At 60.3% G+C, this 21,498-nt stretch carries 19 protein-coding genes and 3 pseudogenes; 11 read left to right on the top strand and 11 right to left on the bottom strand.

Features of this window, described 5'->3' with window-relative positions; translation table 11 throughout:
- Positions 1–35: 35 nt before the first annotated feature.
- From ABNX41_RS15825 to ABNX41_RS15875, 11 genes and pseudogenes are all read right to left on the bottom strand, one after another.
- A complete protein-coding gene (locus ABNX41_RS15825) occupies positions 36–1,049 on the bottom strand; it encodes a ketopantoate reductase family protein (protein ID WP_438670690.1) in 1,014 nt (337 codons plus the stop codon).
- Between the two features lies 1 nt (position 1,050).
- On the bottom strand, positions 1,051–2,784 hold the full coding sequence (locus ABNX41_RS15830; RefSeq protein WP_438670691.1) for a M28 family peptidase: 1,734 nt from the start codon (positions 2,782–2,784) through the stop codon (positions 1,051–1,053).
- Between the two features lie 38 nt (positions 2,785–2,822).
- Positions 2,823–3,617, bottom strand: a complete 795-nt coding sequence (locus ABNX41_RS15835) for an SDR family NAD(P)-dependent oxidoreductase (RefSeq protein ID WP_438670692.1) — start codon at positions 3,615–3,617, stop codon at positions 2,823–2,825.
- A gap of 2 nt (positions 3,618–3,619) precedes the next feature.
- Positions 3,620–4,657 carry an ABC transporter substrate-binding protein gene (locus ABNX41_RS15840; protein WP_438670693.1) on the bottom strand — a complete coding sequence of 346 codons (1,038 nt, stop codon included), beginning with the start codon at positions 4,655–4,657 and terminating at the stop codon, positions 3,620–3,622.
- Between the two features lie 42 nt (positions 4,658–4,699).
- Positions 4,700–5,761: an ABC transporter ATP-binding protein gene (locus ABNX41_RS15845; protein ID WP_438670694.1), complete on the bottom strand. Its 1,062-nt coding sequence runs from the start codon at positions 5,759–5,761 to the stop codon at positions 4,700–4,702.
- Positions 5,754–6,533: an ABC transporter permease gene (locus ABNX41_RS15850; protein WP_438670695.1), complete on the bottom strand. Its 780-nt coding sequence runs from the start codon at positions 6,531–6,533 to the stop codon at positions 5,754–5,756. Before ABNX41_RS15850 ends, ABNX41_RS15845 begins: the two co-directional genes overlap by 8 nt.
- On the bottom strand, positions 6,533–7,393 hold the full coding sequence (locus ABNX41_RS15855) for an ABC transporter permease (protein WP_438670696.1): 861 nt from the start codon (positions 7,391–7,393) through the stop codon (positions 6,533–6,535). Before ABNX41_RS15855 ends, ABNX41_RS15850 begins: the two co-directional genes overlap by 1 nt.
- Positions 7,394–7,619: 226 nt before the next feature.
- Positions 7,620–7,844: pseudogene (locus ABNX41_RS15860) on the bottom strand (ISL3 family transposase); the annotation flags it as partial.
- An 89-nt stretch (positions 7,845–7,933) separates the two neighbouring features.
- Positions 7,934–8,023: pseudogene (locus tag ABNX41_RS15865) on the bottom strand (transposase); the annotation flags it as partial.
- A 50-nt stretch (positions 8,024–8,073) separates the two neighbouring features.
- Positions 8,074–8,373 (bottom strand): annotated as a pseudogene (locus ABNX41_RS15870) (transposase); the annotation flags it as partial.
- Between the two features lie 151 nt (positions 8,374–8,524).
- The gene (locus ABNX41_RS15875) at positions 8,525–9,472 is read right to left on the bottom strand and encodes a LysR substrate-binding domain-containing protein (RefSeq protein ID WP_438670697.1); all 948 of its coding nucleotides are present in this window, start codon (positions 9,470–9,472) and stop codon (positions 8,525–8,527) included.
- A gap of 386 nt (positions 9,473–9,858) precedes the next feature.
- On the opposite strand from ABNX41_RS15875, the gene ABNX41_RS15880 reads away from it, so the two are divergent.
- From ABNX41_RS15880 to ABNX41_RS15930, 11 genes are all read left to right on the top strand, one after another.
- On the top strand, positions 9,859–12,300 hold the full coding sequence (locus ABNX41_RS15880) for a GcvT family protein (protein ID WP_438670698.1): 2,442 nt from the start codon (positions 9,859–9,861) through the stop codon (positions 12,298–12,300).
- Between the two features lie 30 nt (positions 12,301–12,330).
- Complete coding sequence (locus ABNX41_RS15885) at positions 12,331–13,092, top strand: electron transfer flavoprotein subunit beta/FixA family protein (protein WP_438670709.1); 762 nt, start codon at positions 12,331–12,333, stop codon at positions 13,090–13,092.
- A complete protein-coding gene (locus ABNX41_RS15890; protein ID WP_438670699.1) occupies positions 13,092–14,018 on the top strand; it encodes an electron transfer flavoprotein subunit alpha/FixB family protein in 927 nt (308 codons plus the stop codon). The genes ABNX41_RS15885 and ABNX41_RS15890 overlap by 1 nt, the downstream gene beginning before the upstream one ends.
- A 113-nt stretch (positions 14,019–14,131) precedes the next feature.
- Positions 14,132–14,905 carry an amino acid ABC transporter ATP-binding protein gene (locus ABNX41_RS15895; RefSeq protein ID WP_438670700.1) on the top strand — a complete coding sequence of 258 codons (774 nt, stop codon included), beginning with the start codon at positions 14,132–14,134 and terminating at the stop codon, positions 14,903–14,905.
- Positions 14,902–15,546, top strand: a complete 645-nt coding sequence (locus ABNX41_RS15900; RefSeq protein ID WP_438670701.1) for an amino acid ABC transporter permease — start codon at positions 14,902–14,904, stop codon at positions 15,544–15,546. Before ABNX41_RS15895 ends, ABNX41_RS15900 begins: the two co-directional genes overlap by 4 nt.
- Positions 15,546–16,208, top strand: a complete 663-nt coding sequence (locus tag ABNX41_RS15905) for an amino acid ABC transporter permease (RefSeq protein ID WP_438670702.1) — start codon at positions 15,546–15,548, stop codon at positions 16,206–16,208. Before ABNX41_RS15900 ends, ABNX41_RS15905 begins: the two co-directional genes overlap by 1 nt.
- Before the next feature lie 20 nt (positions 16,209–16,228).
- Entirely contained in the window at positions 16,229–17,053 is an 825-nt protein-coding gene (locus ABNX41_RS15910; RefSeq protein ID WP_438670703.1) for a substrate-binding periplasmic protein, read from the top strand.
- A gap of 59 nt (positions 17,054–17,112) precedes the next feature.
- On the top strand, positions 17,113–17,847 hold the full coding sequence (locus ABNX41_RS15915; RefSeq protein WP_438670704.1) for an aspartate/glutamate racemase family protein: 735 nt from the start codon (positions 17,113–17,115) through the stop codon (positions 17,845–17,847).
- Positions 17,848–17,870: 23 nt separating this feature from the next.
- Positions 17,871–18,752 carry a bifunctional methylenetetrahydrofolate dehydrogenase/methenyltetrahydrofolate cyclohydrolase FolD gene (gene folD, locus ABNX41_RS15920; RefSeq protein WP_438670705.1) on the top strand — a complete coding sequence of 294 codons (882 nt, stop codon included), beginning with the start codon at positions 17,871–17,873 and terminating at the stop codon, positions 18,750–18,752.
- A gap of 80 nt (positions 18,753–18,832) precedes the next feature.
- Positions 18,833–19,717, top strand: coding sequence for a formyltetrahydrofolate deformylase (purU, locus tag ABNX41_RS15925; RefSeq protein WP_438670706.1), 885 nt, complete (start codon positions 18,833–18,835; stop codon positions 19,715–19,717).
- A 217-nt stretch (positions 19,718–19,934) separates the two neighbouring features.
- Positions 19,935–21,140: an NAD(P)/FAD-dependent oxidoreductase gene (locus ABNX41_RS15930; RefSeq protein WP_438670707.1), complete on the top strand. Its 1,206-nt coding sequence runs from the start codon at positions 19,935–19,937 to the stop codon at positions 21,138–21,140.
- Positions 21,141–21,498 lie beyond the last annotated feature (358 nt).

The raw sequence follows: 21,498 nt of genomic DNA on the forward strand, positions 1-21,498 counted from the left end.
CGTCTCCCGCTGTCCGACGGTCAGTCTATCGACGATCAGGCAGCCAGCTCTAGCAGATTTGCATCGTCGATTTGCCGCGTCCCGTTTTCGATCTCACGGATCATGGTGACAAGCTTGCGCACCCGCGGCGTTTCGATCCCGTGGCTGGCACCGATCAAGGCAATCTGTTCAATCTGCTGGGCAACCTCGGTCTTGCGCTTGCGGACAGCCAGATCGCGCCAGATCCCCGAATGGGTCTTGGCCGAAGCACGGTTGAACTCCACCATCCGTGCGATCGACAGGTTCTGCCGTTCCAGGGTGCCATTCACGCCAAAGGCCTCGGGGTCGAACCCATCGAAACCGATAGGGGTTTCGCCTTCGGCATGGGCAACACGATTGGCTTCACCCAGAATTTCTCCCCAAAGGCCACGCAGTTCCGGGCGTGCAATGCAATCGCCAATGCCGAGATCGCCAAGCGCCTGCGCATAAAGCAACGTCAGATATGCCAACTTGCCCCAGAGATGGGCGAAAACCCGGTCGGTCTGGATCGCTTCGGGTTCGAAATCCAGCAGGGCCGAATGCAGTTCGGCCAAACGCAGCGTCATATGCCCGTCGATCTCGCCCACCACAACCGCCGCGCGGTTGCCGAATAGGATCTCGCCGGGCCCATGCCAGTCTGCACCGAAATTAATGAAGGCCCCCATGGTTCGCGCAGGCCCCACGACTTCGGCGATCCGGCGTTCGCACAAACCATTCTGGAACGAGGCGACATAACCGTCATCGGCCAGATGCGGCAGCAGCCCCGCCAGCGCCGCGTCTGTTGTCGGCGTCTTGACCGCAAGAAGGATGCGCCGGAACTTTCCCATCAGCTCTTCGGGCAGGAAGGCCGGGATACGGATCGTGAAATCGGCCAGCGGCCCAAAGACATGCAGGCCGCGGGTCCGGATCATCTCGACATGATCCCGCGCGGTATCGACAACTGCGACCTCATGGCCTGCACGCGCCAGATGGGCGGCGATGGTGCCTCCGATCGCGCCGACACCCCAGATGAGGAAAGGTTCCTTCGCCATGTCAGCGACCTCTTTCAACGATGTAACTGTCCAAGGCTGTCGTGGCCTCGGCCAGTGCCATCACGATGCGATTCAGCGCACGCCGTGCGGCGACAGCATGGTGGCGCTTCTCCTGTCCCTGCCGTGCAGCCTCTAGCAGCGCGCGCAGCGGATCGAGCACCGGCACAGCAGCCAAGGGCAAGGCGGGATCGGGCCGGAAGCGATCACCCGATGTGTAGTCGATCGGCACCAGAGCGCGTGACACGGCCATCAGCACTTGCAGCGCCGCAGTCGGGTTGGCTTCGCGACAGGCGTTGAACTGTGCAGCCAGTGCGGAAAACCGTTCGAACGACTGCCTGCATTCCGTGCTGTCAAATCCCGCCTCTGCAGCCAGGTCGAGCATCGGTAGCAGGGTTTCCCCAAAGCCTTTGCACCAGGCTGCATGATCGACCGGCGGCACGAGATCGGTCAGCAATCGCCATATCGTATGCAGATAAAGCCCGGTATCCCGTTCCAGGATTTCCGGATCCATCTTGTCGAGCGTATCGTCGGCTGTATGCCACCACCAGCCGTAGCCCGCGCCGCGCCGCTTGCCTTGGCCGCCCATGAAGCTGACCAGATTGGGCAGGCCAAGCGCGATATCTTGCTCGCCCACGGAAATGAACATCGAAGGGATGCCGATGCCCCAGAAGGACTGATCTCCGGCCCGCGACAGACGTTCACCTTGCAGAACCTGATCGGAAATGGCCGTGACCGCTTCGGATGCCAGCGCCTTCAGCTCATCACTGACGGCCATGTTCTCAAGGATCACATTGCCCTTGGCGCCGGTCGAATCGATGTTCACATGCACCGCGCAGCGTCGCGACAGTTCACCCCAGTGGTTGTCGGCATACCATTGCGAACCCGAATAGCGCCCATGCGAATGACCCGACCAGAAACACAGGCGTAGCCCGCGCCGGATCTGGTCGCGGTGACCGGCAATGATGCGAGCGACCTCCAGCATGGTCGCATTGGCGCCACCATTGTCCATAACACCTTCAAACCAGGTATCATGGTGTCCCGAGAACAGGATGAAGGGCGCCTCCGCATCGGTTCCCGGTGCGGGCAGATCCGCCTCTAAGATCGGCGTCTTGCACCAGCCGGTCGAGACCTTGGCCGTCATGCGCACCCTTGCATCGCCCGCCGCGATCAGGGCGCGCAGCCGGGCCCCGGCCTCGGCGTTCACCGTTACGGCAACCGTTTGCGGCAAAAGGTCCAGCTCTTCGGGTTCCGGGCTGCCCCAGACATTCGAGATGCACATCTCATGGCGGTGCTCATAAGGCATCACGTGAATCTGCCCGATGGCGCCCACGTCCCGTGCACGTTTTGCGCTCAGCGGTGCGCAGAGCCCGTCGATGATCGCGATCTTGCCGCGCAGGTCATGGCGGTCGAAATTCGCCTGATCCGGTGCGCCGACATCGACCATCGACCCGGCCAGCCCGCCGGGTGGAGAGTTCTGGCCAAAGGAATGCGTAATGCATTCAAAGCTTTCGGAACCGTCTTCGGTCTCCAGCGAGGCCGCCCCCGGCAGGCTGATGTAGGCATCATGCAGTATGAGCCTTGTGTGAAAGCCCGCCGCATCCAGTTGGGACTGAAGGTAGCGGAAGCTTTCAAGCTCTTCCGGCGTGCCCGACAGCTTTACCCTTTTGGCAAAGGTTTCGAGATCACGCATCATCCTCGCACGATCGATTTCGTGCATCAGGGTCGCCAGAGACATTTTGTCTTCTCTCTGATTATCACAAACGGGCGGGCGCGTCAGAGCGTCCCCGCTCGAACAAGGGACCGGCCGGCAAGAAAGCCGCCATCAACCGCAATGCATTCGGCATTGACGAAATCAGCTTCCGGCGACAGCAGGAAACCCACAACCCCCGAAATATCCGGCGCCCGCCCGGTACGACCGCGCGGAATCATCGTCAGGTAGGCATCCCGATATTCAGGCGTGACCTGGCCCTCGCGCACCTCGATTAGTCCGGGTGCAACTGCGTTCACGCGGATGCCAAGCGGCCCGAGCTCCTGCGCGCAGGATTTGGTGAACATCACGATGGCCGCTTTCGATGCCGAATAATGGGCCACGCCCGGCCGTGCGGAAAAGGCCGCTGCTGATGCGAAATTGACGATTGCCCCCCCGTGGACACCAGCGTCGCGGCGCTGGCGGCCAAAGGCCTGAGTGCACAAGAACGTGCCACGAAGATTGATTCCGATCACCCGGTCCCAATCCTCGACCCGCATGTCAAGCAGCACATGGTCGGGATAGATGCCGGCATTGTTGACCAGCGCTTCGGGCAGGCCCATGGCCTTTTGGATGGCGTCGAACACCACAGGCACCGCATGCGCATCCGACACGTCCAGCTGCCAGGCCTGTGTCGGCAGACCTTCGGATGCGAAGGCCGCCGCCGCCGCCTTCACGCCGTCGCCATCCGCATCGGTCATCGCGACCCGCCAGCCATGTTGCAAAAGCCAGCGGCTGATGTCGTGACCAAGGCTGCGCGCAGCGCCCGTCACGATTGCCAGCGGGAGATCCCCCGCCGACACATGAGCGCTTGCCGTCATTGTCATTGACCCGAAATTTCGCGGTTCCACCGCGCGGTCCAGTCCTCGCGCACCGAGGTGACGTAATCCCAGTCCACGACCTTAAGCTTTTCGAGAACGCCCTCGCCCACCGGCAGTTTTGCCGCCACTTCGGGGGCAAGCTTGACCGTCGCGTTCACCGGCGAAAGATAGGTATATTTCGCATTGTCGGCCTGCGCTTCGGCGCTGAGCGCAAAGTTGATATAGCGCTGCGCCGCTTCGAGGTTCTTTGAACCCTTCGCGATCCCGATGGTGGAATCGATCAGGTAGACGCTTTCTTTCGGGATGGTCCAGCCGAGGTTAGCGCCGCCGTCGATCGCCGCCTGCGCACGATCCGAAGTCCAGCTGGTGATCGCGGCATCGCCTTGCTGGAACAGTTGCGACATCTGTGCGTGCTGGGTGTAGAAGGTCATTACATTGGGCTTGAGCCCAGCAAGCTTTGCAAAGCCCGGATCGACATTCTGCAAGGTGCCGCCAGCCATGTCATTGGCGGTCAGCAGCATGAAGGTTCCGTGTGAGGTGGTGATATCGGGCAGAACGACCTCGCCTGCATAGGCCGGATCCCACATCGCCTCGAAGCTGTCGGGGGTTCCCTCGACCAGGTCCTTGTTCCAGACCAGAGCCTGGGTCACATACATGAACTTCGTATAAACATCACCTTCCGAACGGAACTGCGGGTAGAGCTGTTCCAGGTTCGGGATGGATTCCACGCTGAGCGGTTCATAAAGGCCCTCAGCCTTGGCCTGCGCCGCACCGATTTCATCCATCATGACGACATCGATCTGCGCATCGTCTTTCTGGGCGCGCATCATGGCCACAGTCTGCATCGTCAGGCCAGTGGCGATCTTGACCTTGATATCGGGGTTGGCGGCCTCGAAAGGTTCGATGACGCTTTTCTTCCAGCCTTCTTCGAACGAACCGCCATACACGATCACGGTCAGTTCGGTTTGTTCCGCCAGTGCCGCACCGGTCGAAAGCAAGACGGCCAGAAGGCCGGCAGTCAGATTGGATTTGATCTTCATTTCTACTTCCCTGTTGATTGACTTGTTGGAAGAAATCGCTTGTTACGCCAGAAGATGCAGGTCTTCGGCATGCCATCCGACACGAACCTCTGCGCCGGGCTGAAGCACTGGCATCGCGCCGCCCCGAACCTGATTATGCACAAGCAGCGCCGCACCCTCGGCCGTGTGCAGCACGTATTCGGTAACACCGCCCAGCTTGATGGCCCGATGCACCTTGGCTGTCAGCCGTTCCGGTGTGGCGAGTTCCATTCCCGGTATCGCGATGGCGATCTTTTCGGGACGCAACAACAGTGCCGGTCGCGCTGCGGCCGCAGGGGGCAGAGCAGACAGATCAAATGTCAGGCCGTTGTCGGCCCGGAACGATCCGCCCGTCAGACTGCCTTCGAAAATATTGGCCGAGCCGACGAAATCGGCGACAAACCGGGTTGAGGGACGCTCATAGATTTCGGCGGGGGCACCGACCTGCTCGATGCATCCCTTGTTCATCACCACGATACGGTCGGCGATGGTCATCGCCTCTTCCTGATCATGGGTCACGAAAAGTGCGGTGATCCCCGATTGCTGCTGCAGATCGCGGATTTCCTGCCGCATCTGGACGCGCAGCTTGGCATCAAGGTTGGAAAGCGGCTCGTCGAAAAGCAGCAGGCTCGGCCGCAGGGCCAGTACACGTGCCAGTGCGACTCTCTGTTGCTGCCCCCCTGACATCTGCTTCGGATAGCGGCCTGCAAGCTCGGTCAAACCGACAGATTGCAGAACCTGATCCGCACGGGAAGCCGCCTCGTCCTTGCCGATACTACGGCATTTCAACCCGAACATGACATTCTGGCGAACCGTCATATGCGGAAAAAGCGCATAGCTCTGGAAGACCATTCCCATGTCGCGCTTTTCGGGCGGCAGTGCGGTGATATCCTTGCCACGCAGCTGGATCGTACCTTCGCTGGGTTCCACAAACCCTGCCACCATGCGCAGCGTCGTGGTTTTGCCGCAGCCGGACGGCCCGAGAAAGGCAATCATCTCGCCGGTCTCGACCGTCAGGTCGAACCGTTCCAACGCGACATTGCCAGCATAGACCTTGCGCAGGCCCTTCAGTTCAAGTTCAGCCATTTTTGGTTTTTCCTCTGGTTCCGCGCGACCGGAGTGCCAGCAAGGGCAGCCCGAGAATGATCCAGGACAGGATCACAAGGGTTGCCACCGCAGAGATGGTGGGTTTCGAGTCATACTCGAGGAAGGTGTAGATCCGGATCGGCAGGGTTTGCATTTCCGGCCCCACAAGGAAGAGCGTCACCACCAATTCGTCGAACGAGAGGATGAAGGCAAAGAGCACGCCGGCGATGACACCCGGAGAGATCAGCGGCAGCGTGATCTGGAAGAATGTCCGCATCGGGGATGCCCCCAAATTGCGTGCAGCCTCCTGCAGCGAATGGTCGAATTCCGCCAGGCTGGCCAGCGTCAGCCGGATAACGAATGGCGTCGTCAACAGCGAATGCGCCACGACAAGGCCAAAGAACGTTCCAGCCAATCCCACCCGGGTAAAGAAGATCAGCAGCGCAAGGCCCAGCACCACCGTCGGGAACAGGATCGGCGACATAACCAAAGTCCCGATCAGCTTTCCCTTTTCGCCGAGACGTGAGAGCGTCAGGGCCGAGAGTGTCCCCAGCACACCAGCCGTCAGACTGCTGGCCAGGCCAAGCCAGAAACTGCGCTTCATCGCATCGGTGAACGCGGGTTCGTTCAGAACCGCAGCATACCACTGCAGCGAGAAGCCCCGCGGGGGAAAGGTCGGGAAGTTTGTCGCCGTGAAGGATGACCCCACCACAGCCACGATCGGCACCAGCAAGAAGGCCATAATCAAGGTGCTGGAGATCTTCAGAAGCATCAGGCGATCCTCCGGCTGAAACGGGCAGTCAGCGCCAGGAAACCAGCCAGCAGCGCCAGTAAGAGAAGCAGAAGGCAGATGGATATAGCCGCTCCGAAGGGCCAGTTCAGCAGCGCCACACCCTGCTGATAGATCAGCATTGCCATGACCGGATTGCGGGGGCCGCCTATCAGGGCCGGTGTCACGTAGGATGAGATAGCCAGCGCAAAGACCAGGATCGTCCCAGAGACGAGGCCGGGAATGCACAAGGGCAGCGTGATACGCACGAACGTCCGCAGCCGACTTGCTCCCAGATTGCGCGCAGCCTCGTAGATCTGCGGGTTGATATTCAGAAGTGCTGCATCAAGCGCCAGAACCATGAAGGGCAGATGAACCTGGATCATCACCAGATCGACGCCAATCATGTTGTACATCATCCGGAACGGGCGGGTGATCAGCCCGAGATCTCGCAGAATCCCGTTGAACAGGCCGTTGTTCGACAACAGCATCATCCAACCGAAGGTGCGCACCACGACGCTGGTCATCAGCGGAATGAGGATCAGGAAATACAGGATCGTCCGCGCCCGACCGGTCGTCCGCGACAGGGTGGTGGCCAGCGGCAGGCCCAGTATCACCGTGCCAAGCACCACCACCCCCGCCATCTCCAGCGAGCGCATCAGGATGCCCCGCAGGAATGGGTCGGTCAGAAAATTCGTATAGTTCGCAACCGTGAGTTCATCGGTGACGCCGACGCCTCCGGCGCTATAGACGCGAAAGCTCACGTCAACCAGCACAAGCAGGGCGCCCAGCAGAAAGAGCGCAAGCCAGACCAGATTTGGCCCGGCCAGAATGGCAGGAGAGTGCAGGATGCGGCGTTTCATGTCACCCATAGTGTTCACGTATGTGATCCCTAGATGGACCGGTAGACCCTACCTAGCCTTAGAAAATCGGATGGATAAAGTGTGAAGTAGCTATTTATTGGTAAAATTACCTAATTTTTGTGAGATCCCTAAGGACTGAACATTTTTTAAGCCAGATCGCGTTTACATATGTGAACTTCAGGGTTTGGGGAATCGGTCCTCGACTTCGTCCACGAGTGGCGCGCAGGGAGGCCGAGCCCATCATGCTGCGCGCGCCTCGCAAGAACGTGTCCTTGCCTGCCGACATCAGAAGACGTCGGGCGAGCGCCTGTGCAGGTCGCCCACCGAGGGCAAGACCGAGGTGGCGCACAAGCTCCTGCGGACGCGAGGTTCGCCGCATGTGCGGTTGGGTGAAGCCGGGCGGGAACCGCTCAGCGAATGTCCGCGCCGGACAGCCAGGGGCGGCTCGTCGCCCGGGCCCGGCATCAACGTCGCGAACTCTACGGGGTCTTCCGGCGCGGGCAGAACCAGCCGCCCTTTCCGCGCCAGCGTTCGCCGCGATGATACATGGTTTGCAGGCAAGCCGTGCCGCCGCGCCACCTCGTTCACCGATGCCCCAGGCTTCAGCGTTTCCGCCACGACCCGCGTCACCTCATCTGGCCACTTCCGGTTCCGACGGCCTCGGCCGCCAACCGGGAGAACCCCCTTTTCAACCGCAGGCTTGAGGCCGTGCGATGGACTTTCAGATAAGTCGCGTCGATCATGATCGTCCGCTCGTCGGCAGCCTCGGACGCCAGGCTGCGCATCATCCGGATGAACACACCCGTGCGGCTCCAGCGCTTCCACCGGTTGTAGAGTGTCTTTGGCGGGCCGTATTCGGGGGGCGCGTCACACCAGCGCAAGCCATTGCGATTGATAAAGATTATGCCGCTCAAGACGCGGCGATCATCGACGCGGGGACGGCCGTGGCTTTTGGGAAAGAACGGCTCAAGCCGAGCCATTTACGCCTCGGTCAGCCAGAATAGATTGCTCATCAGAAGGGTCTCTTGGCACATCCTGAATCATGCCAGAAACCCACAATCAATAGGTCCTGACCCTAGAACTCATGGCACTTTCACAACGGGCAACAACCATAAAAACTACCAGGGTTGTTCATCTCAAAGATTTGAACGTCACAGGATGGGCGGTCATATCAGCGCCCATCCGCTTAAGGAGCCAGTCAATAAATACCTTTGCCGAAGCGGAGAGCGGTCGTTTGCGCGAAGTGACCAGGTAAATCGATTTTCCCGTGCCAAATCGAATATTTCCGACCTGTTGGAGGTCGCCACTCAATATGTGATCGAGGACGAGATGTGACCAGCCGAGCGCGATCCCGTGGCCAAGTGAAGCTGCGCCGAGTGATCCAAGGGCGTCGCTGAAGACGACCGTTTCGTCGGTCACGGTAAAAGGAATGTTGTTGCTGGCCAGCCAGTCGCGCCAGCCATACCGGACCCTGTGCTTCTCCCTGAAGTGCAGAAGTCGCGCGCGTGGCAGGTCGTGCAGGTCGATGAAACCACCCCCCTTGGCAATATAGCTCGGATGGCTGACCGGAAAAATCACCTCGGGGACGAGTTGCCATGAATCTACGTCCGGCCAGTCCCCCCGCCCGAGGCGGGAGGACACCTCTATCCCGGCGGCATAAAGATCAAAGTCGTCCTGACTGCTTTCCTCCAGCGAAAGCGAGATGCCGGGATAGCTGTCATAGAATTCGGAAAGCCGGGGTAGCAGCCAAAGCTGCAGAAACGAGGCGGAGAACGAGGCGGTAACCGTGTCCCGAAGCGCGCCGTGGCGCATTGACATGATGGTGGCGTCAAGTGAATCGAAGGTCCTGATGACTTCCTGATACAGTCGGTTGCCTTCCGCAGTCAGCTCAAGTCGGCGGTATCGGCGATGAAAAAGGCGGAAACCGAGCGCCGCCTCGAACTGGCGGATCATATTGCTCACAGCGGGCTGCGAGACGTTCAGCTCTCCGGCGGCTGCCGTGAAGCTGCGCCGCCGCGCCGCCGCTTCGAAGGTGAACAGAACGTTCGCCGAGGGAATATGTGCGCGCAGCCGATGCATACACTTCAGGCTATGATCAGGCGTTGCGCTTGGCAACGTGTTTCATCCGCCACGAAGATCCCCGCCTGACCGATTCGCACCGGTTCCCTTGCCTTCCAGTCGTATAGCGGAGCAGATCCAGAATATGGGGCAGTCTGTACGTAATATTGGTAGTTCGTTGATATAGCTTGATTAAATCATAGGTTCTGATGAAATGGAATTATATTTCGCTGCAGATGCGAGCAGTCATGGCTACTTTTGCCCATTTTTTCCACATGGCTTGGCGCCGTTTTCTGTCGGGGCATTAATAAAATAATCTGAGATTATGATTGCACGCATTTTTTTGCGCCTGCACGTCGTTGCAAGGCTACGGCAATACTCTTGGGAAAGCCAACAAAGGGAATGATATGCAAACCTACGCTCGTGCCGTGGTGATCGGCGGCGGATGTGTCGGCGTCGGCATCCTGTATGGGTTGGCCAAGCGCGGATGGCACGACGCGGTCCTGCTGGAGAGGACGCAACTGACAGCCGGATCGACCTGGCATGCTGCAGGTCTGATTCCCAGCTACGCCCGTTCCCGCCCGATCGGAATGATGATCCAGAAGTCGATCGACATATACGAAGGACTTGAGGCTGAAACGGGCATGAGTGTCGGTTGGCACAAATGCGGCCAGCTGCGCATCGCCAAATCCAATGCCCGCCTCGACGAATATAAAAGCTATATGGATGTCTACGAAACGCAGGGTATTCGTGCGCAACTTCTCGACGACAGTCAGGTCAAGGAGCTCTGGCCACTCTTACGCAATGACGAGGAGATGATCGGGGCTCTTTACAATCCGGACGACGGTCATATCGCACCGGCAGATGTAACCATGGCGATGGCACGCGGGGCGCGAGACCTCGGCGCGAAGATCTACCTGGAAACCGAGGTGAGGGCGGTCGCGCGTACAAGATCGGGTGAGTGGAAGATCACCACCAACCGCGGCGAGATATTGTGTGAGCATGTAATCTCGGCGACCGGCAATTATGCGCGGCAGACTGGCGCGATGTTCGGGCTGGAAATCCCGGCGATTCCGATCATTCACCAGTATTGGATCACCGATGCGGTTCCGCAAATCAAGGCACGCAAGGCGGCAGGTTTGCCGGAGATGCCGATTTTGCGTGACGAAGGCTTCGAGGGCTATTTGCGCGAAGAGGGCGATGGCCTGATGTTCGGCCCGTACGAGCGTACGGAGAAGCTTCACCTTTTCGCAGAGAACGGGGTTCCGGAATGGTTCGGAGCCGATCTCATGGAGGAGGATTTCGACGCTGTATCCTGGAACTGGGAAATGGCCATGCAAAGCGTACCATCGCTCGGCGAGGTCGGGATCAAGGCGAATGTCCGCGGGCCATTTCAGATGACACCTGACGAGCTTCCGCTGATGGGCAAGGCGTGGGGGGTGCCAAACCTTTGGCTTGCGGAAGGCGTGCCGGGTGGGATCCTTTGGGGTGCTTCGATCGGATATTACCTTTCCCAGCAGATCGTCGAGGGCGGCAACGACATCGACACCTCGGCGCTCGATCCGCGCCGCTACGGCGACTATTCAAACAAGAATTGGCTCAAGCCAAAGATTCTCGAATCCTGGGGAACCCACGCCGAACAACATTATCCCGGCGAAGATCGCGCGGCCGGCAGGCCTCAAAAAACCGCACCCTCTTACGATTTCCTCGATCGGAAAGGGGCCGTCTGGGGGGTGATGAACGGCTGGGAACATCCGAACTGGTTCGCACCCGCTGGTGTGCCGCAGCAGAACCAATATAGCTGGCGCTGGACGGAGAAGGGCAAATATATCGGCGAGGAGGTTCGGGCCGTACGCCAGAGCGCGGGCCTCATCGAAATGACCTTCATGACCAAATATGAGGTTTCTGGCGTCGGCGCTGCCGGATGGCTCGATACCATTCTGGCCAACAAGCTGCCGAAGATTGGCCGTTCGAACCTTTCCCATCTGCTGACGCAGCGCGGCACGGTCGTCGGCGAGTTCATTGTCGCGCGGCTGGACGAGGATTTTTTCTTTCTCGTCGCCACACCCACTGCGGAACGCTATTACTTCGACGAGTTGTCACGCCTGCTTCCACAGGGCAGTTCCGTGACGCTGCGCAACGTGACGAATGAACGTGCGGGAATGGCCATTGTCGGCCCAAATGCCAGGAAAATCCTCGCGCCTCTGACTGAACATGGGCTCGAGAACACCGATTTCCCGTGGTTCGGCGTGCGCGAGGTGAACCTCGGCCTCGCATCGGATGTCCGGATGCTGCGCGTGAACTATGAGGGCGAACTCGGTTGGGAAATCTACTGCCCTATCCAGTATCAGCGCGGACTGATCGCGCAAATCTTCGACGCGGGCGAAGAGCACGGTCTACGCCCCGTTGGCACCCAGGCGCTCGAATCTCTGCGGCTTGAGAAGTCCTATCGTGCGATGTTTCGCGACATGAACACCGAACTGACCGCGTGGGAAAGTTCGCTCGACAGGTTTATCGCGCTGGAAAAGGGCGAGTTCATCGGGCGTGATGCGCTGATTGCGGCCCGCGACGCCGGAGTCCGGCAGCGCACCGTGACTGTAAAGATCCAGACCAGCGGCAAGAGCGTGATCGGCGGCGAAGGTCTGTATCGCGATGGCAGGCTGGTGGGTCGGATTACCTCGGGAGGCTATTCCTACACGTTCGGGCATGATCTGGCCGTCGCGCTTTTGCCGGTCGGGCTTGGCGACGTCGGAGCGCATTTCACGCTGACGATCCTCGGCGAGCCGCACGACGCCTTCGTGATCGACGAAAGCCCTTACGACCCCACGGCGCTCCGTGCCCGTGCTTAATCCCGTCGCATTCGCATAGCGGAGATAATGATGAAGATACTTGTGCCTGTGAAGCGTGTGATCGACTATAATGTGAAGGTTCGTGTAAAGGCGGACGGGAGCGGTGTCGATCTTGCGAACGTCAAGATGTCGATGAACCCCTTCGACGAGATCGCGGTCGAGGAGGCGATCCGCCTGAAGGAAAAGGGGGCAGCCTCCGAGATCGTCGTCGTCTCCGTCGGTGTGAAACAGGCGCAAGAGACGCTGCGCACCGCGCTGGCGATGGGGGCCGACCGGGCGATCCTGATCGTCGCGGCGGATGATGTGCATACCGACATCGAACCGCTGGCGGTGGCCAAACTGCTGAAGGCCGTGGTCGATGCCGAGGCGCCGGGCCTTGTCATCGCCGGCAAGCAGGCGATCGACAATGACATGAACGCGACGGGGCAGATGCTGGCCGCCCTTCTGGGCTGGAGCCAGGCGACCTTTGCCTCGGAGCTGGTGCTCGCGGGCGACAGCGCCATGGTGACCCGCGAGGTAGACGGCGGCTTGCAGACGATCAGCGTGAAACTGCCCGCGATCGTCACCGCCGATCTGCGGCTGAACGAGCCGCGCTATGCCTCGCTGCCCAACATCATGAAGGCGAAGAAGAAACCGCTCGAGGAAAAGACCGCCGCCGATTACGGCGTCGATGTGACGCCGCGGCTGACGGTGGTCAGGACCGCCGAGCCTGCGGGCCGCAAGGCTGGCGTGAAGGTCGGCTCGGTCGATGAGTTGATCGCGAAACTGAAAGACGAAGCGGGGGTGATCTGATGGCGGTTCTTCTTCTGGCCGAGGTGAACGGGGGCGAGCTGGCGCTGGACGCCACCGCCAAGGCGGTGACGGCGGCCAAAGCTTTAGGGCCGGTGACGGTTCTGGTCGCGGGCGCGGGCGTCGATGCCGCGGCCACGGCGGCGGCCGGGCTTGCGGGCGTCGAGAAGGTGCTCAAGGCCGATGACGCGGCCCATGCGAACGCGCTGGCCGAGCCGCTCGCGGATCTTCTGGTCTCGCTCGCGGGCGATTACGGCCATATCCTCGCGCCCTCGACGGCGACGGCCAAGAACGTGCTGCCGCGGGTGGCGGCGCTTCTCGACGTGATGGTGCTTTCGGATGTGACGGCGATCGTCGATGCCGATACGTTCGAGCGGCCGATCTATGCGGGGAACGCCATCCAGACCGTGACCTCGGCCGATCCGGTCAAGGTCGCGACGATCCGCACCGCGACCTTCGAGGCGGCGGCGGGGGGAGGTTCCGCGCCCGTCGAGGCGGCGTCGTCGGCCGGCGACAAGGGGCTGTCCTCTTGGGTCGAGGACAGGCTCGCGGCCTCGGACCGCCCGGAGCTGACCTCGGCGAAGATCGTCGTCTCGGGCGGCCGCGGCATCGGCTCGTCCGAGAACTTCGCCATCGTCGAGGCGCTGGCCGACAAGTTCGGCGCGGCCGTGGGCGCCTCGCGCGCGGCGGTCGATTCGGGCTATGCGCCGAACGACTGGCAGGTCGGGCAGACCGGCAAGGTCGTGGCGCCCGAGCTTTACATCGCGCTCGGCATTTCGGGTGCGATCCAGCACCTCGCCGGGATGAAGGACAGCAAGGTCATCGTCGCCATCAACAAGGACGAAGAGGCCCCGATCTTCCAGATCGCGGATTACGGCCTCGTCGGCGATCTGTTCGAGATCGTGCCGCAGTTGGCAGCGCGTATCTGACCACACGTACCGACCTCGACAGAAGGGCGCAAGGTCTCGGTAGGCGGTATGATCACAACCAGAAAGAGCCGACAGGAGAGAAGAGTGCAAAACTGTATTGAAGGATGGCCCGAATGAGCGCGGCTGAGGGTCTCGGCCCACGGCGTTTTATCAAGATCGAAGGCCTGACGAAATGCTATGGCAGCCATGTGGTTTTCGAGAATATCAATCTCGATGTCCACAAAGGAGAGGTCCTCGCGATCATAGGACCGAGCGGATCCGGCAAGAGCACGCTTCTAAGATGCATCAACTTTTTGGAGACCCCCGACGCAGGAAAGATCATCGTCGACGGGATCGGCGTGGATGCAGATGACAGAATTGACCAGGCGCAGTGCCGTCGCCTGCGTTCCAAGGTCGGAATGGTATTTCAGTCGTTCAACCTGTTCCCTCACCTTAGCGTGATCGACAACATCGTTCTGCCGCAAAGGCGCGTTCTCGGGCGCAGCAAGGTCGACGCTCGAGACCGCGGCATGCAGTTGCTCGACAGGGTCGGCCTCGCAGACAAAGCCGACAGCTATCCGGCGCGCTGTTCTGGAGGGCAACAGCAGCGGATCGCGATCGCGCGTGCTCTCGCACTCGATCCGGAAGTGATGCTGTTCGATGAGCCGACTTCAGCCCTCGACCCGGAGCTCGGTCTGGAGGTGCTCGCAGTGATGCGCGAGCTTGCCCGCTCGGGCATGACGATGCTGGTCGTGACCCACGAGATGAGTTTTGCCGAGAACGTGTCCGAGAACGTCCTGATCATGGCGGAGGGCAAGATACTGGAGCACGGTCCGGCGCGTGAGGTCATGCGCAACCCGCGCCACGAACGGACCCAGCGCTTCCTCAAGGCGGTTACGGACCGATGAGTTCAGAGACATTCTCTCTCCTGTTGCAGGGGCTCCCTGTCACCATCATGCTGACGCTGGGGGCCTTTGGCCTTGGCGCGGCTCTCGCGGTGCCGTTGACGGCGCTCCGCGTCGCCCCGCACTGGTTGCCGCGGACGGTTGCGGCGCTGCTGATTCAATTCGTGCGGGCCGTACCGCCACTGCTGTGGCTGTTCATCATCTTTTTTGGTGTCGGCATGTCGATCGTTCCGATCGACCCCTTTCCGGCCGCGCTGGTTGGTCTGACGCTGATCGCAACGGCGAATATCGCCGAAATCTATCGTGGCGCCCTGTCCTCGATTTCGCTCGGCCAGTTTGAAGCGATCAGGGCTCTGAGTATCCGGCCGACTTCAGCGTTTTTCGAGATCATCGCCCCGCAGGTGTTTCGAGTGGCCCTGCCGAGCGGCGCGACCTATCTGATCGGCCTGATGAAGGAAACGGCCATTGCTTCGACCATCGGGGTTACGGAGCTCGTTTTCCGCGGCAATCAGGTGACGCAACTGACCTTTCGCGGGCTTGAAGCCTTTGCGGTGGTTGCTGTGCTTTTCATCCTTCTCAGCCTGCCGATCGCCTGGGCATCGCGCTGGCTGGATAATGCGCTCAGATCGAAGGTGGCGCGCTGATGTTTCCGACCTCGCAGGAAATCGCCCAATGGCTGCCGGACCTGCTTGCCGGTCTGTCGGTGAGCCTTCAGGTTGCCGGGGCAAGCATCGCCCTTGGCCTCGTGCTTGGCCTGGTGCTTGCGCTTGGCGTCATGTCACCCAACCGCGCGACCAGGGCCGGCGCGCTCGTCGTTGTCGAGATCGGTCGTGGGGCGCCGGCGCTGGTGCTGCTGCAGTTCGTCTATTTCGGCATGCCGAACGCCGGGTTGACTCTGGGCAGTTTCGCGGCCGCGGTCGTCGCACTTGCCTGGAACACCGGCGCCTATACCAGCGAGATCATCCGCGCGGCGATCCAGTCGGTTCCCCAGGGTCAGCACGAGGCCGCCGTGGCGACCAACATGAGTCCGCTGCGCGAGATGACCGACATCATCCTGCCGCAGGCGATGCGTATCGCGCTGCCGCCGCTTCTGGGTTTCGCCATTCTGATTTTTCAGGGGACCTCGCTGTGTTTCACCATCGCGCTGCCCGAGTTGGTCAGCAGGGCATACAACATCGGGTCCAACACCTTCCGCTACATGCCTGCGATTGTGGCCGCCGGCACGCTCTACGTTCTGATCTGCGTCCCGGCCAGTTGGCTGGTCGCGTGGACCGAACGAAGGATTTCAAAACATGCCACGAGATAATCCAACATGAAAGGATGGCCATGACCTGCCTGAAAAACACCCTTGCCGGAACGCTCTTCTGTTTTGCAGTGTCGACCTTTTCCGCTGCGGCACAGACTTGTCCAAGTGATCTGGAAACTGTCGAGAACGGCTCGCTGACTGTCGCCGTCACAACGTTTGCGCCTTACAGCTTCATGGACGCCAACAACGAACTCAGCGGGATCGATGGCGATATCGTCAAGGCGATCGCCGAAAAGCTCTGCCTGACCGTCAAACCTCTCGTCGTGGATCCGGCCGCTGCGATTCAGTCGGTCATGGCGAAACGGGCCGACCTCACAATCGGCGACTGGTATCGCACCGCCGAGCGCGCGAAGGTGATGGCGTTCTCCGACCCGATCTATCTGGACAGCATGGGGATCTATTCGAGCACCGGCACGTCGAGCGTCGAGGATCTCGTCGGCCACACTGTCGGCACCGTGCAGGGCTATCTGTGGGTTCCCGCGCTTCAGACCCTTCTCGGAAGCGACCTCAAACTCTATCCGAGTTCGGTCAACCTTCAACAGGATCTGATGGCAGGGCGAATCGACTTCGCTGTCGATGGTGCCGCGACTGGCCAGCTTGCGATGTCGAAGGGGGAACTCGGCGATATAACAGTCGCTATTGCCGAACCGGATCCGCGCGTTCCGGCCTCCATCGAGCCGGCCCAAGTCGGTTTTCCCATGAGCAAGGAGGCCGTCAGGCTCGTCGCCGCGACGAACGAGGTGCTCGCCGAGATGAAAGGCGAAGGCATCATCGTCGAGATCCTGTCGCAATACGGTCTTGATCCGGCGATCGCCGACGTCGGCGAACCGCGGTTCGTCGAGTGAACCAATCTGCTTGCCCCGAGGGGCAAGCAGGCCTCTTATCCTGTCTTGCGAGAGTCGCAATGAGCAATTATTCCATTCGCCGCAACACGCAATCGTGGTACGGAGAGGATATCGGCATATTGATCCTTGATGCCGCGTATCCCTGTGTTCCCGGAAATGTCGGTAATGCCACCTCGTTCCCGTTTCCGGTCCGCTATGAAGAGGTGCAGGGTGCCTCGATCGACCGGCTCCTTAACCAGCGTGACCCGGCACTTGAAGCGGTTTTCGTCAAGGCTGCAATGGCGCTTGAGGCACGTGGCGTGCGTGCGATCAGTGGTGCGTGTGGCTTCATGGCGCTCTTCCAAAAGGAGGTCGCGGCGGCTGTCTCCATCCCCGTGGGGCTTTCGAGCCTGATCCAGATCCCGATGATTCATGCCCTGTGCGGCGGTGCCGTCGGCATCATTACGGCGAACGCAGGCCAGCTCACCGACCATCATTTCGCTGGTTGCAGCGTGCCTGAGCACATTCCCCGCGTAATATATGGAATGGAGGACTCGCCAGAATTCCGAACCGCGATCCTGGAAGAAAAGGGCACCCTCGACAGTGCTGCGATCGAGATAGAGGTTCTCGCCGTCGTGAAGCGTATGCAGGCCGAGACCGCTGATGTCCGGGCGATCTTGCTCGAATGCTCTGATCTTCCGCCCTATGCCGCGGCGATCCAGGCGGCGACCGGGTTGCCGGTATTCGATTTCAATACGCTGATCCGCTATCTGCGCGACGCCGCCAGACAGCAAAGCTACACCGGCTATCTTTGAGCGGCTGTCCGAGAGGGTGAGAAATGGCGCGGATCATTGACGGTAAGGCATTCGCGACAAGAGTTCGGGCGCTTGTCGCGGATCAGGTGGCGCAGATGAAAAAAGAAACCGGGATTGTCCCAGGCCTTGCCGTGATTCTGGTGGGCGAGAACCCTGCCTCGGCGGTTTATGTCCGAAACAAGGGCAGGCAGACGGTCGAAACGGGGATGAACAGCTTCGAATACATTCTCCCTGCAGATACCACTGCGGATGAGCTTCTGGCAGTGATCGCGCGACTGAACGGCGATCCCGCCGTTCATGGCATTCTCGTGCAGCTTCCGTTGCCCGGGCATCTGGATGCTGATCTTGTGATCAACACCATTGATCCGGCCAAGGATGTGGACGGGTTTCATGTCTCAAACGTCGGGCTTCTGGGGACCGGGCAAAAAGCGATGCTGCCCTGCACACCCTTGGGCTGTCTGATGCTGTTGCGCGACCATCTGGGCGATCTTTCAGGTCTGAACGCGGTGGTGGTCGGACGCTCCAACATCGTCGGAAAACCAATGGCCCAGCTTTTGTTGGGCGACGATTGCACGGTAACGATCGCGCATTCGCGTACGAGGAACCTGGCAGATATCTGCCGGGATGCTGATATCCTGGTGGCGGCCGTGGGGCGGCCGGGGATGATCCCGGGCGACTGGATAAAGCCGGGTGCCACTGTGATCGACGTCGGCATCAATCGGATCAAGAGCGACGGCAGGGCAAAACTGGTCGGCGACGTGGATTTTGCCGACGCAGTCCGGGTTGCCGGAGCCATAACCCCGGTGCCGGGCGGTGTCGGGCCCATGACCATCGCCTGTCTTCTGGCCAATACGCTGAGCGCCTGCTGCCGGGCGAACGGCCTGGCCGAGCCCGAGGGATCTTAGGGTCTGATTCCCGACGCCCAGGCAAATCCAACAAGTCGGCTTTTGCCGGATTATACAAAATGTTCTGATCGGAAAGACACATGACCAGCTTTTGCCTGACCGTTTCCTGCCCTACTCGGCGGGGCATCGTTGCGGCGATCTCTACCTATCTCGCGGGGCAGGGCTGCAATATCACTGACAGCTCGCAGTTTGACGACACCGCCACGGGACAGTTCTTCATGCGGGTAAGTTTCACATCGGAAGAGGGACTAGGGGTCGTGGAGCTGGAAGATGGCTTCGCCACGATTTCAAGGACATTCGACATGGCCGCGAGGTTCTACGACGAAGCCCAAAAGATGAAGGTCGTGATCATGGTTTCGCGTTTCGGGCATTGCCTGAACGATCTTCTCTACCGCTGGCGCATCGGTGCGTTGCCGATCGACATCGTTGCAGTGATCTCGAACCATATGGACTATCAGAAGGTCGTGGTGAACCACGACCTTCCCTTTCATTATATCAAAGTCACCAAGGACCAGAAAGCCGATGCCGAGGCGCGGCAGATGGCTGTGGTGCGCGAAACTGGCGCAGAGCTGATCGTCCTGGCGCGCTATATGCAGGTTTTGTCCGACAGGATGTGCCAGGAAATGTCGGGACGGATAATCAACATACACCATTCCTTCCTGCCGTCCTTCAAAGGCGCCAATCCCTACAGGCAGGCCCATGAACGGGGGGTGAAGTTGATCGGGGCGACCTCGCACTACGTCACCGCCGATCTGGACGAGGGACCGATCATTGAGCAGGATACGGTGCGCGTCACCCATGCGCAATCTGCCGACGACTACGTGAGTCTTGGCCGTGACGTAGAAAGTCAGGTACTGGCCCGCGCAATCCATGCCCATATCCATCGCCGGGTCTTCCTGAATGGCAACAAGACCGTCCTGTTCCCCGCAAGCCCCGGCAGCTATGCGTCCGAGCGCATGGGATAGGGCATGCAAGCCACAGAAAAGACAGCAGATACCGAAAGCCGATATGGTCTCGATGCCGTGTGCAACCTGTCTTTGGTTACCCGGTCTCGGGGCTCCATCCGAAACTTCCGAAACGGAATTTCCGGATCTGCTGGCGTACAATGTCCCAGCTTCCTCGGGAGCCGCCCGCAAAGCCGGAACATCGGAACGCAAATCCTGACGACGAGGCATGATGACGATGCGCGATTTCTATGACGTGATTATCGTGGGCGGCGCTGTAATGGGCTCCTGCACCGCGTATTGGCTGGCTGCCAATTCCGATTTCGATGGGAAGGTGCTTTTGATAGAGCGCGACCCGACTTACGCGACGTCCTCTACCGCGCTTTCTGCCGCGGGGATCCGGGTCCAGTTTTCGAACAAGGTGAATGTGCAGATTGGCCAGTTCGGAACCGAATTTATCCGTGACTTCCCCGATCTGATGGAGGTCGATGGCGACCGGCCGACCCTTGGCTATCATCCCGGCGGTTATCTTTTCCTCGCCAACACCGAGGCGCAGGTCAGAATTCTGCGTCAGAACCATGAGGTGCAGCGCACCGAGGGTGCAGATGTCGTGCTATGGGACGCCGATCGGTTGAAGTGGGCCTTTCCGCATTTGCGCGTCGATGACATCCTTTTGGCCTCGTATGGCAACAGCGGCGAGGGCTGGTTCGACAACACAGGGATCATGGCGGGTGCGCGCCGGAAAGCCCGCGCGCTTGGTGTTGATGTCGTATCGGATGAGGTTGTCGGGATCACGCGCGACGGCAACCGTGTGACGGGCGTCACGCTGAAATCCGGCGCAAGGGTTGGCGCGGGCACGATCGTCAACGCGGCCGGTCCGCGAGGCGGCAAGGTGGCGCATATGGCCGGGCTGGACCTGCCGGTGGAGCCGCGCAAGCGCACCCTTTTCGTCTACGATACGGCCGACACGCCCGAGGGCACGGCGCGGGTGAACGAAGGACGCTTGCCATTGATGGTCGATCCGACCGGCGTATGGTGCCGTCCAGAAGGCCGTTTCTTCGTGGCGGGCGGTGTTCCCAGGAATGACATACCCCCCGACTACGATGACTTCGAACCTGACCACCCGGAATGGGAAGACCAGATCTGGCCCGCGCTCGCAGAACGCTCGGGGCATTTCGAGGCATTGAAGATCGTCCGGTCCTGGGCGGGACATTATGATTACAACACTTTCGACCAGAACGGTATCGTCGGGCGCCACCCCGAGGTGACGAACTTCATTTTCCAGAACGGATTTTCGGGGCATGGGCTACAGCAAGGGCCTGCCGTTGGACGCGCTGTGATGGAACTCATCACCTATGGTGGTTATCGCACGCTGGACTTGTCGGATATGTGGTATGAGCGCATTGCGGAAAACAAGCGTTTCCTCGAACAGGCAATCGTGTGAACCGAAACGGCGCAGGCGACGGATCCCCATAGTCCACAGAAGCGGCGGCCTGTTGCGGCCGCGCGCGTCGTTCCGTTCGGGAGCGTCTGACCGCAGCCCCCTTGCTCTGCCTCTATGACGTGTTGACAACTCGGCTTCCAGTGCTCGTCGCCCTGTGATTCAAGATCATCTCTGGATGGGAGCTGATCTTGGCGCGCAATCTGATATCCGACGACGAGTGGGCCTTCTGCGGTAAGCGGTGTGCCGATCACACGTTTGCGGCTTATTTCCAGGGGAGCAGTTCTTGGATCTGGCTTTGTTTGTGGCCGTTGAGATGGGGCTGAGCGTGGTTGTCAGCCAGGCGTGCGGATCGATAGCG

Source organism: Pseudogemmobacter sonorensis (assembly GCF_042762395.1).
GTDB lineage: Bacteria > Pseudomonadota > Alphaproteobacteria > Rhodobacterales > Rhodobacteraceae > Pseudogemmobacter > Pseudogemmobacter sonorensis.

Excerpts from the sequence above, each read along its gene's own strand:
- ABNX41_RS15855 (WP_438670696.1), bottom strand. The coding sequence starts at position 7,393 with ATGAAACGCCGCATCCTGCACTCTCCTGCCATTCTGGCCGGGCCAAAT.
- folD (WP_438670705.1), top strand. The coding sequence starts at position 17,871 with ATGGCGCGGATCATTGACGGTAAGGCATTCGCGACAAGAGTTCGGGCG.
- ABNX41_RS15875 (WP_438670697.1), bottom strand. The coding sequence starts at position 9,472 with ATGCATCGGCTGCGCGCACATATTCCCTCGGCGAACGTTCTGTTCACC.
- ABNX41_RS15885 (WP_438670709.1), top strand. The coding sequence starts at position 12,331 with ATGAAGATACTTGTGCCTGTGAAGCGTGTGATCGACTATAATGTGAAG.
- ABNX41_RS15900 (WP_438670701.1), top strand. The coding sequence starts at position 14,902 with ATGAGTTCAGAGACATTCTCTCTCCTGTTGCAGGGGCTCCCTGTCACC.
- ABNX41_RS15850 (WP_438670695.1), bottom strand. The coding sequence starts at position 6,533 with ATGCTTCTGAAGATCTCCAGCACCTTGATTATGGCCTTCTTGCTGGTG.
- ABNX41_RS15890 (WP_438670699.1), top strand. The coding sequence starts at position 13,092 with ATGGCGGTTCTTCTTCTGGCCGAGGTGAACGGGGGCGAGCTGGCGCTG.
- purU (WP_438670706.1), top strand. The coding sequence starts at position 18,833 with ATGACCAGCTTTTGCCTGACCGTTTCCTGCCCTACTCGGCGGGGCATC.
- ABNX41_RS15835 (WP_438670692.1), bottom strand. The coding sequence starts at position 3,617 with ATGACGGCAAGCGCTCATGTGTCGGCGGGGGATCTCCCGCTGGCAATC.
- ABNX41_RS15895 (WP_438670700.1), top strand. The coding sequence starts at position 14,132 with ATGAGCGCGGCTGAGGGTCTCGGCCCACGGCGTTTTATCAAGATCGAA.
- ABNX41_RS15825 (WP_438670690.1), bottom strand. The coding sequence starts at position 1,049 with ATGGCGAAGGAACCTTTCCTCATCTGGGGTGTCGGCGCGATCGGAGGC.
- ABNX41_RS15905 (WP_438670702.1), top strand. The coding sequence starts at position 15,546 with ATGTTTCCGACCTCGCAGGAAATCGCCCAATGGCTGCCGGACCTGCTT.
- ABNX41_RS15840 (WP_438670693.1), bottom strand. The coding sequence starts at position 4,657 with ATGAAGATCAAATCCAATCTGACTGCCGGCCTTCTGGCCGTCTTGCTT.
- ABNX41_RS15845 (WP_438670694.1), bottom strand. The coding sequence starts at position 5,761 with ATGGCTGAACTTGAACTGAAGGGCCTGCGCAAGGTCTATGCTGGCAAT.
- ABNX41_RS15830 (WP_438670691.1), bottom strand. The coding sequence starts at position 2,784 with ATGTCTCTGGCGACCCTGATGCACGAAATCGATCGTGCGAGGATGATG.
- ABNX41_RS15910 (WP_438670703.1), top strand. The coding sequence starts at position 16,229 with ATGACCTGCCTGAAAAACACCCTTGCCGGAACGCTCTTCTGTTTTGCA.
- ABNX41_RS15880 (WP_438670698.1), top strand. The coding sequence starts at position 9,859 with ATGCAAACCTACGCTCGTGCCGTGGTGATCGGCGGCGGATGTGTCGGC.
- ABNX41_RS15915 (WP_438670704.1), top strand. The coding sequence starts at position 17,113 with ATGAGCAATTATTCCATTCGCCGCAACACGCAATCGTGGTACGGAGAG.
- ABNX41_RS15930 (WP_438670707.1), top strand. The coding sequence starts at position 19,935 with ATGCGCGATTTCTATGACGTGATTATCGTGGGCGGCGCTGTAATGGGC.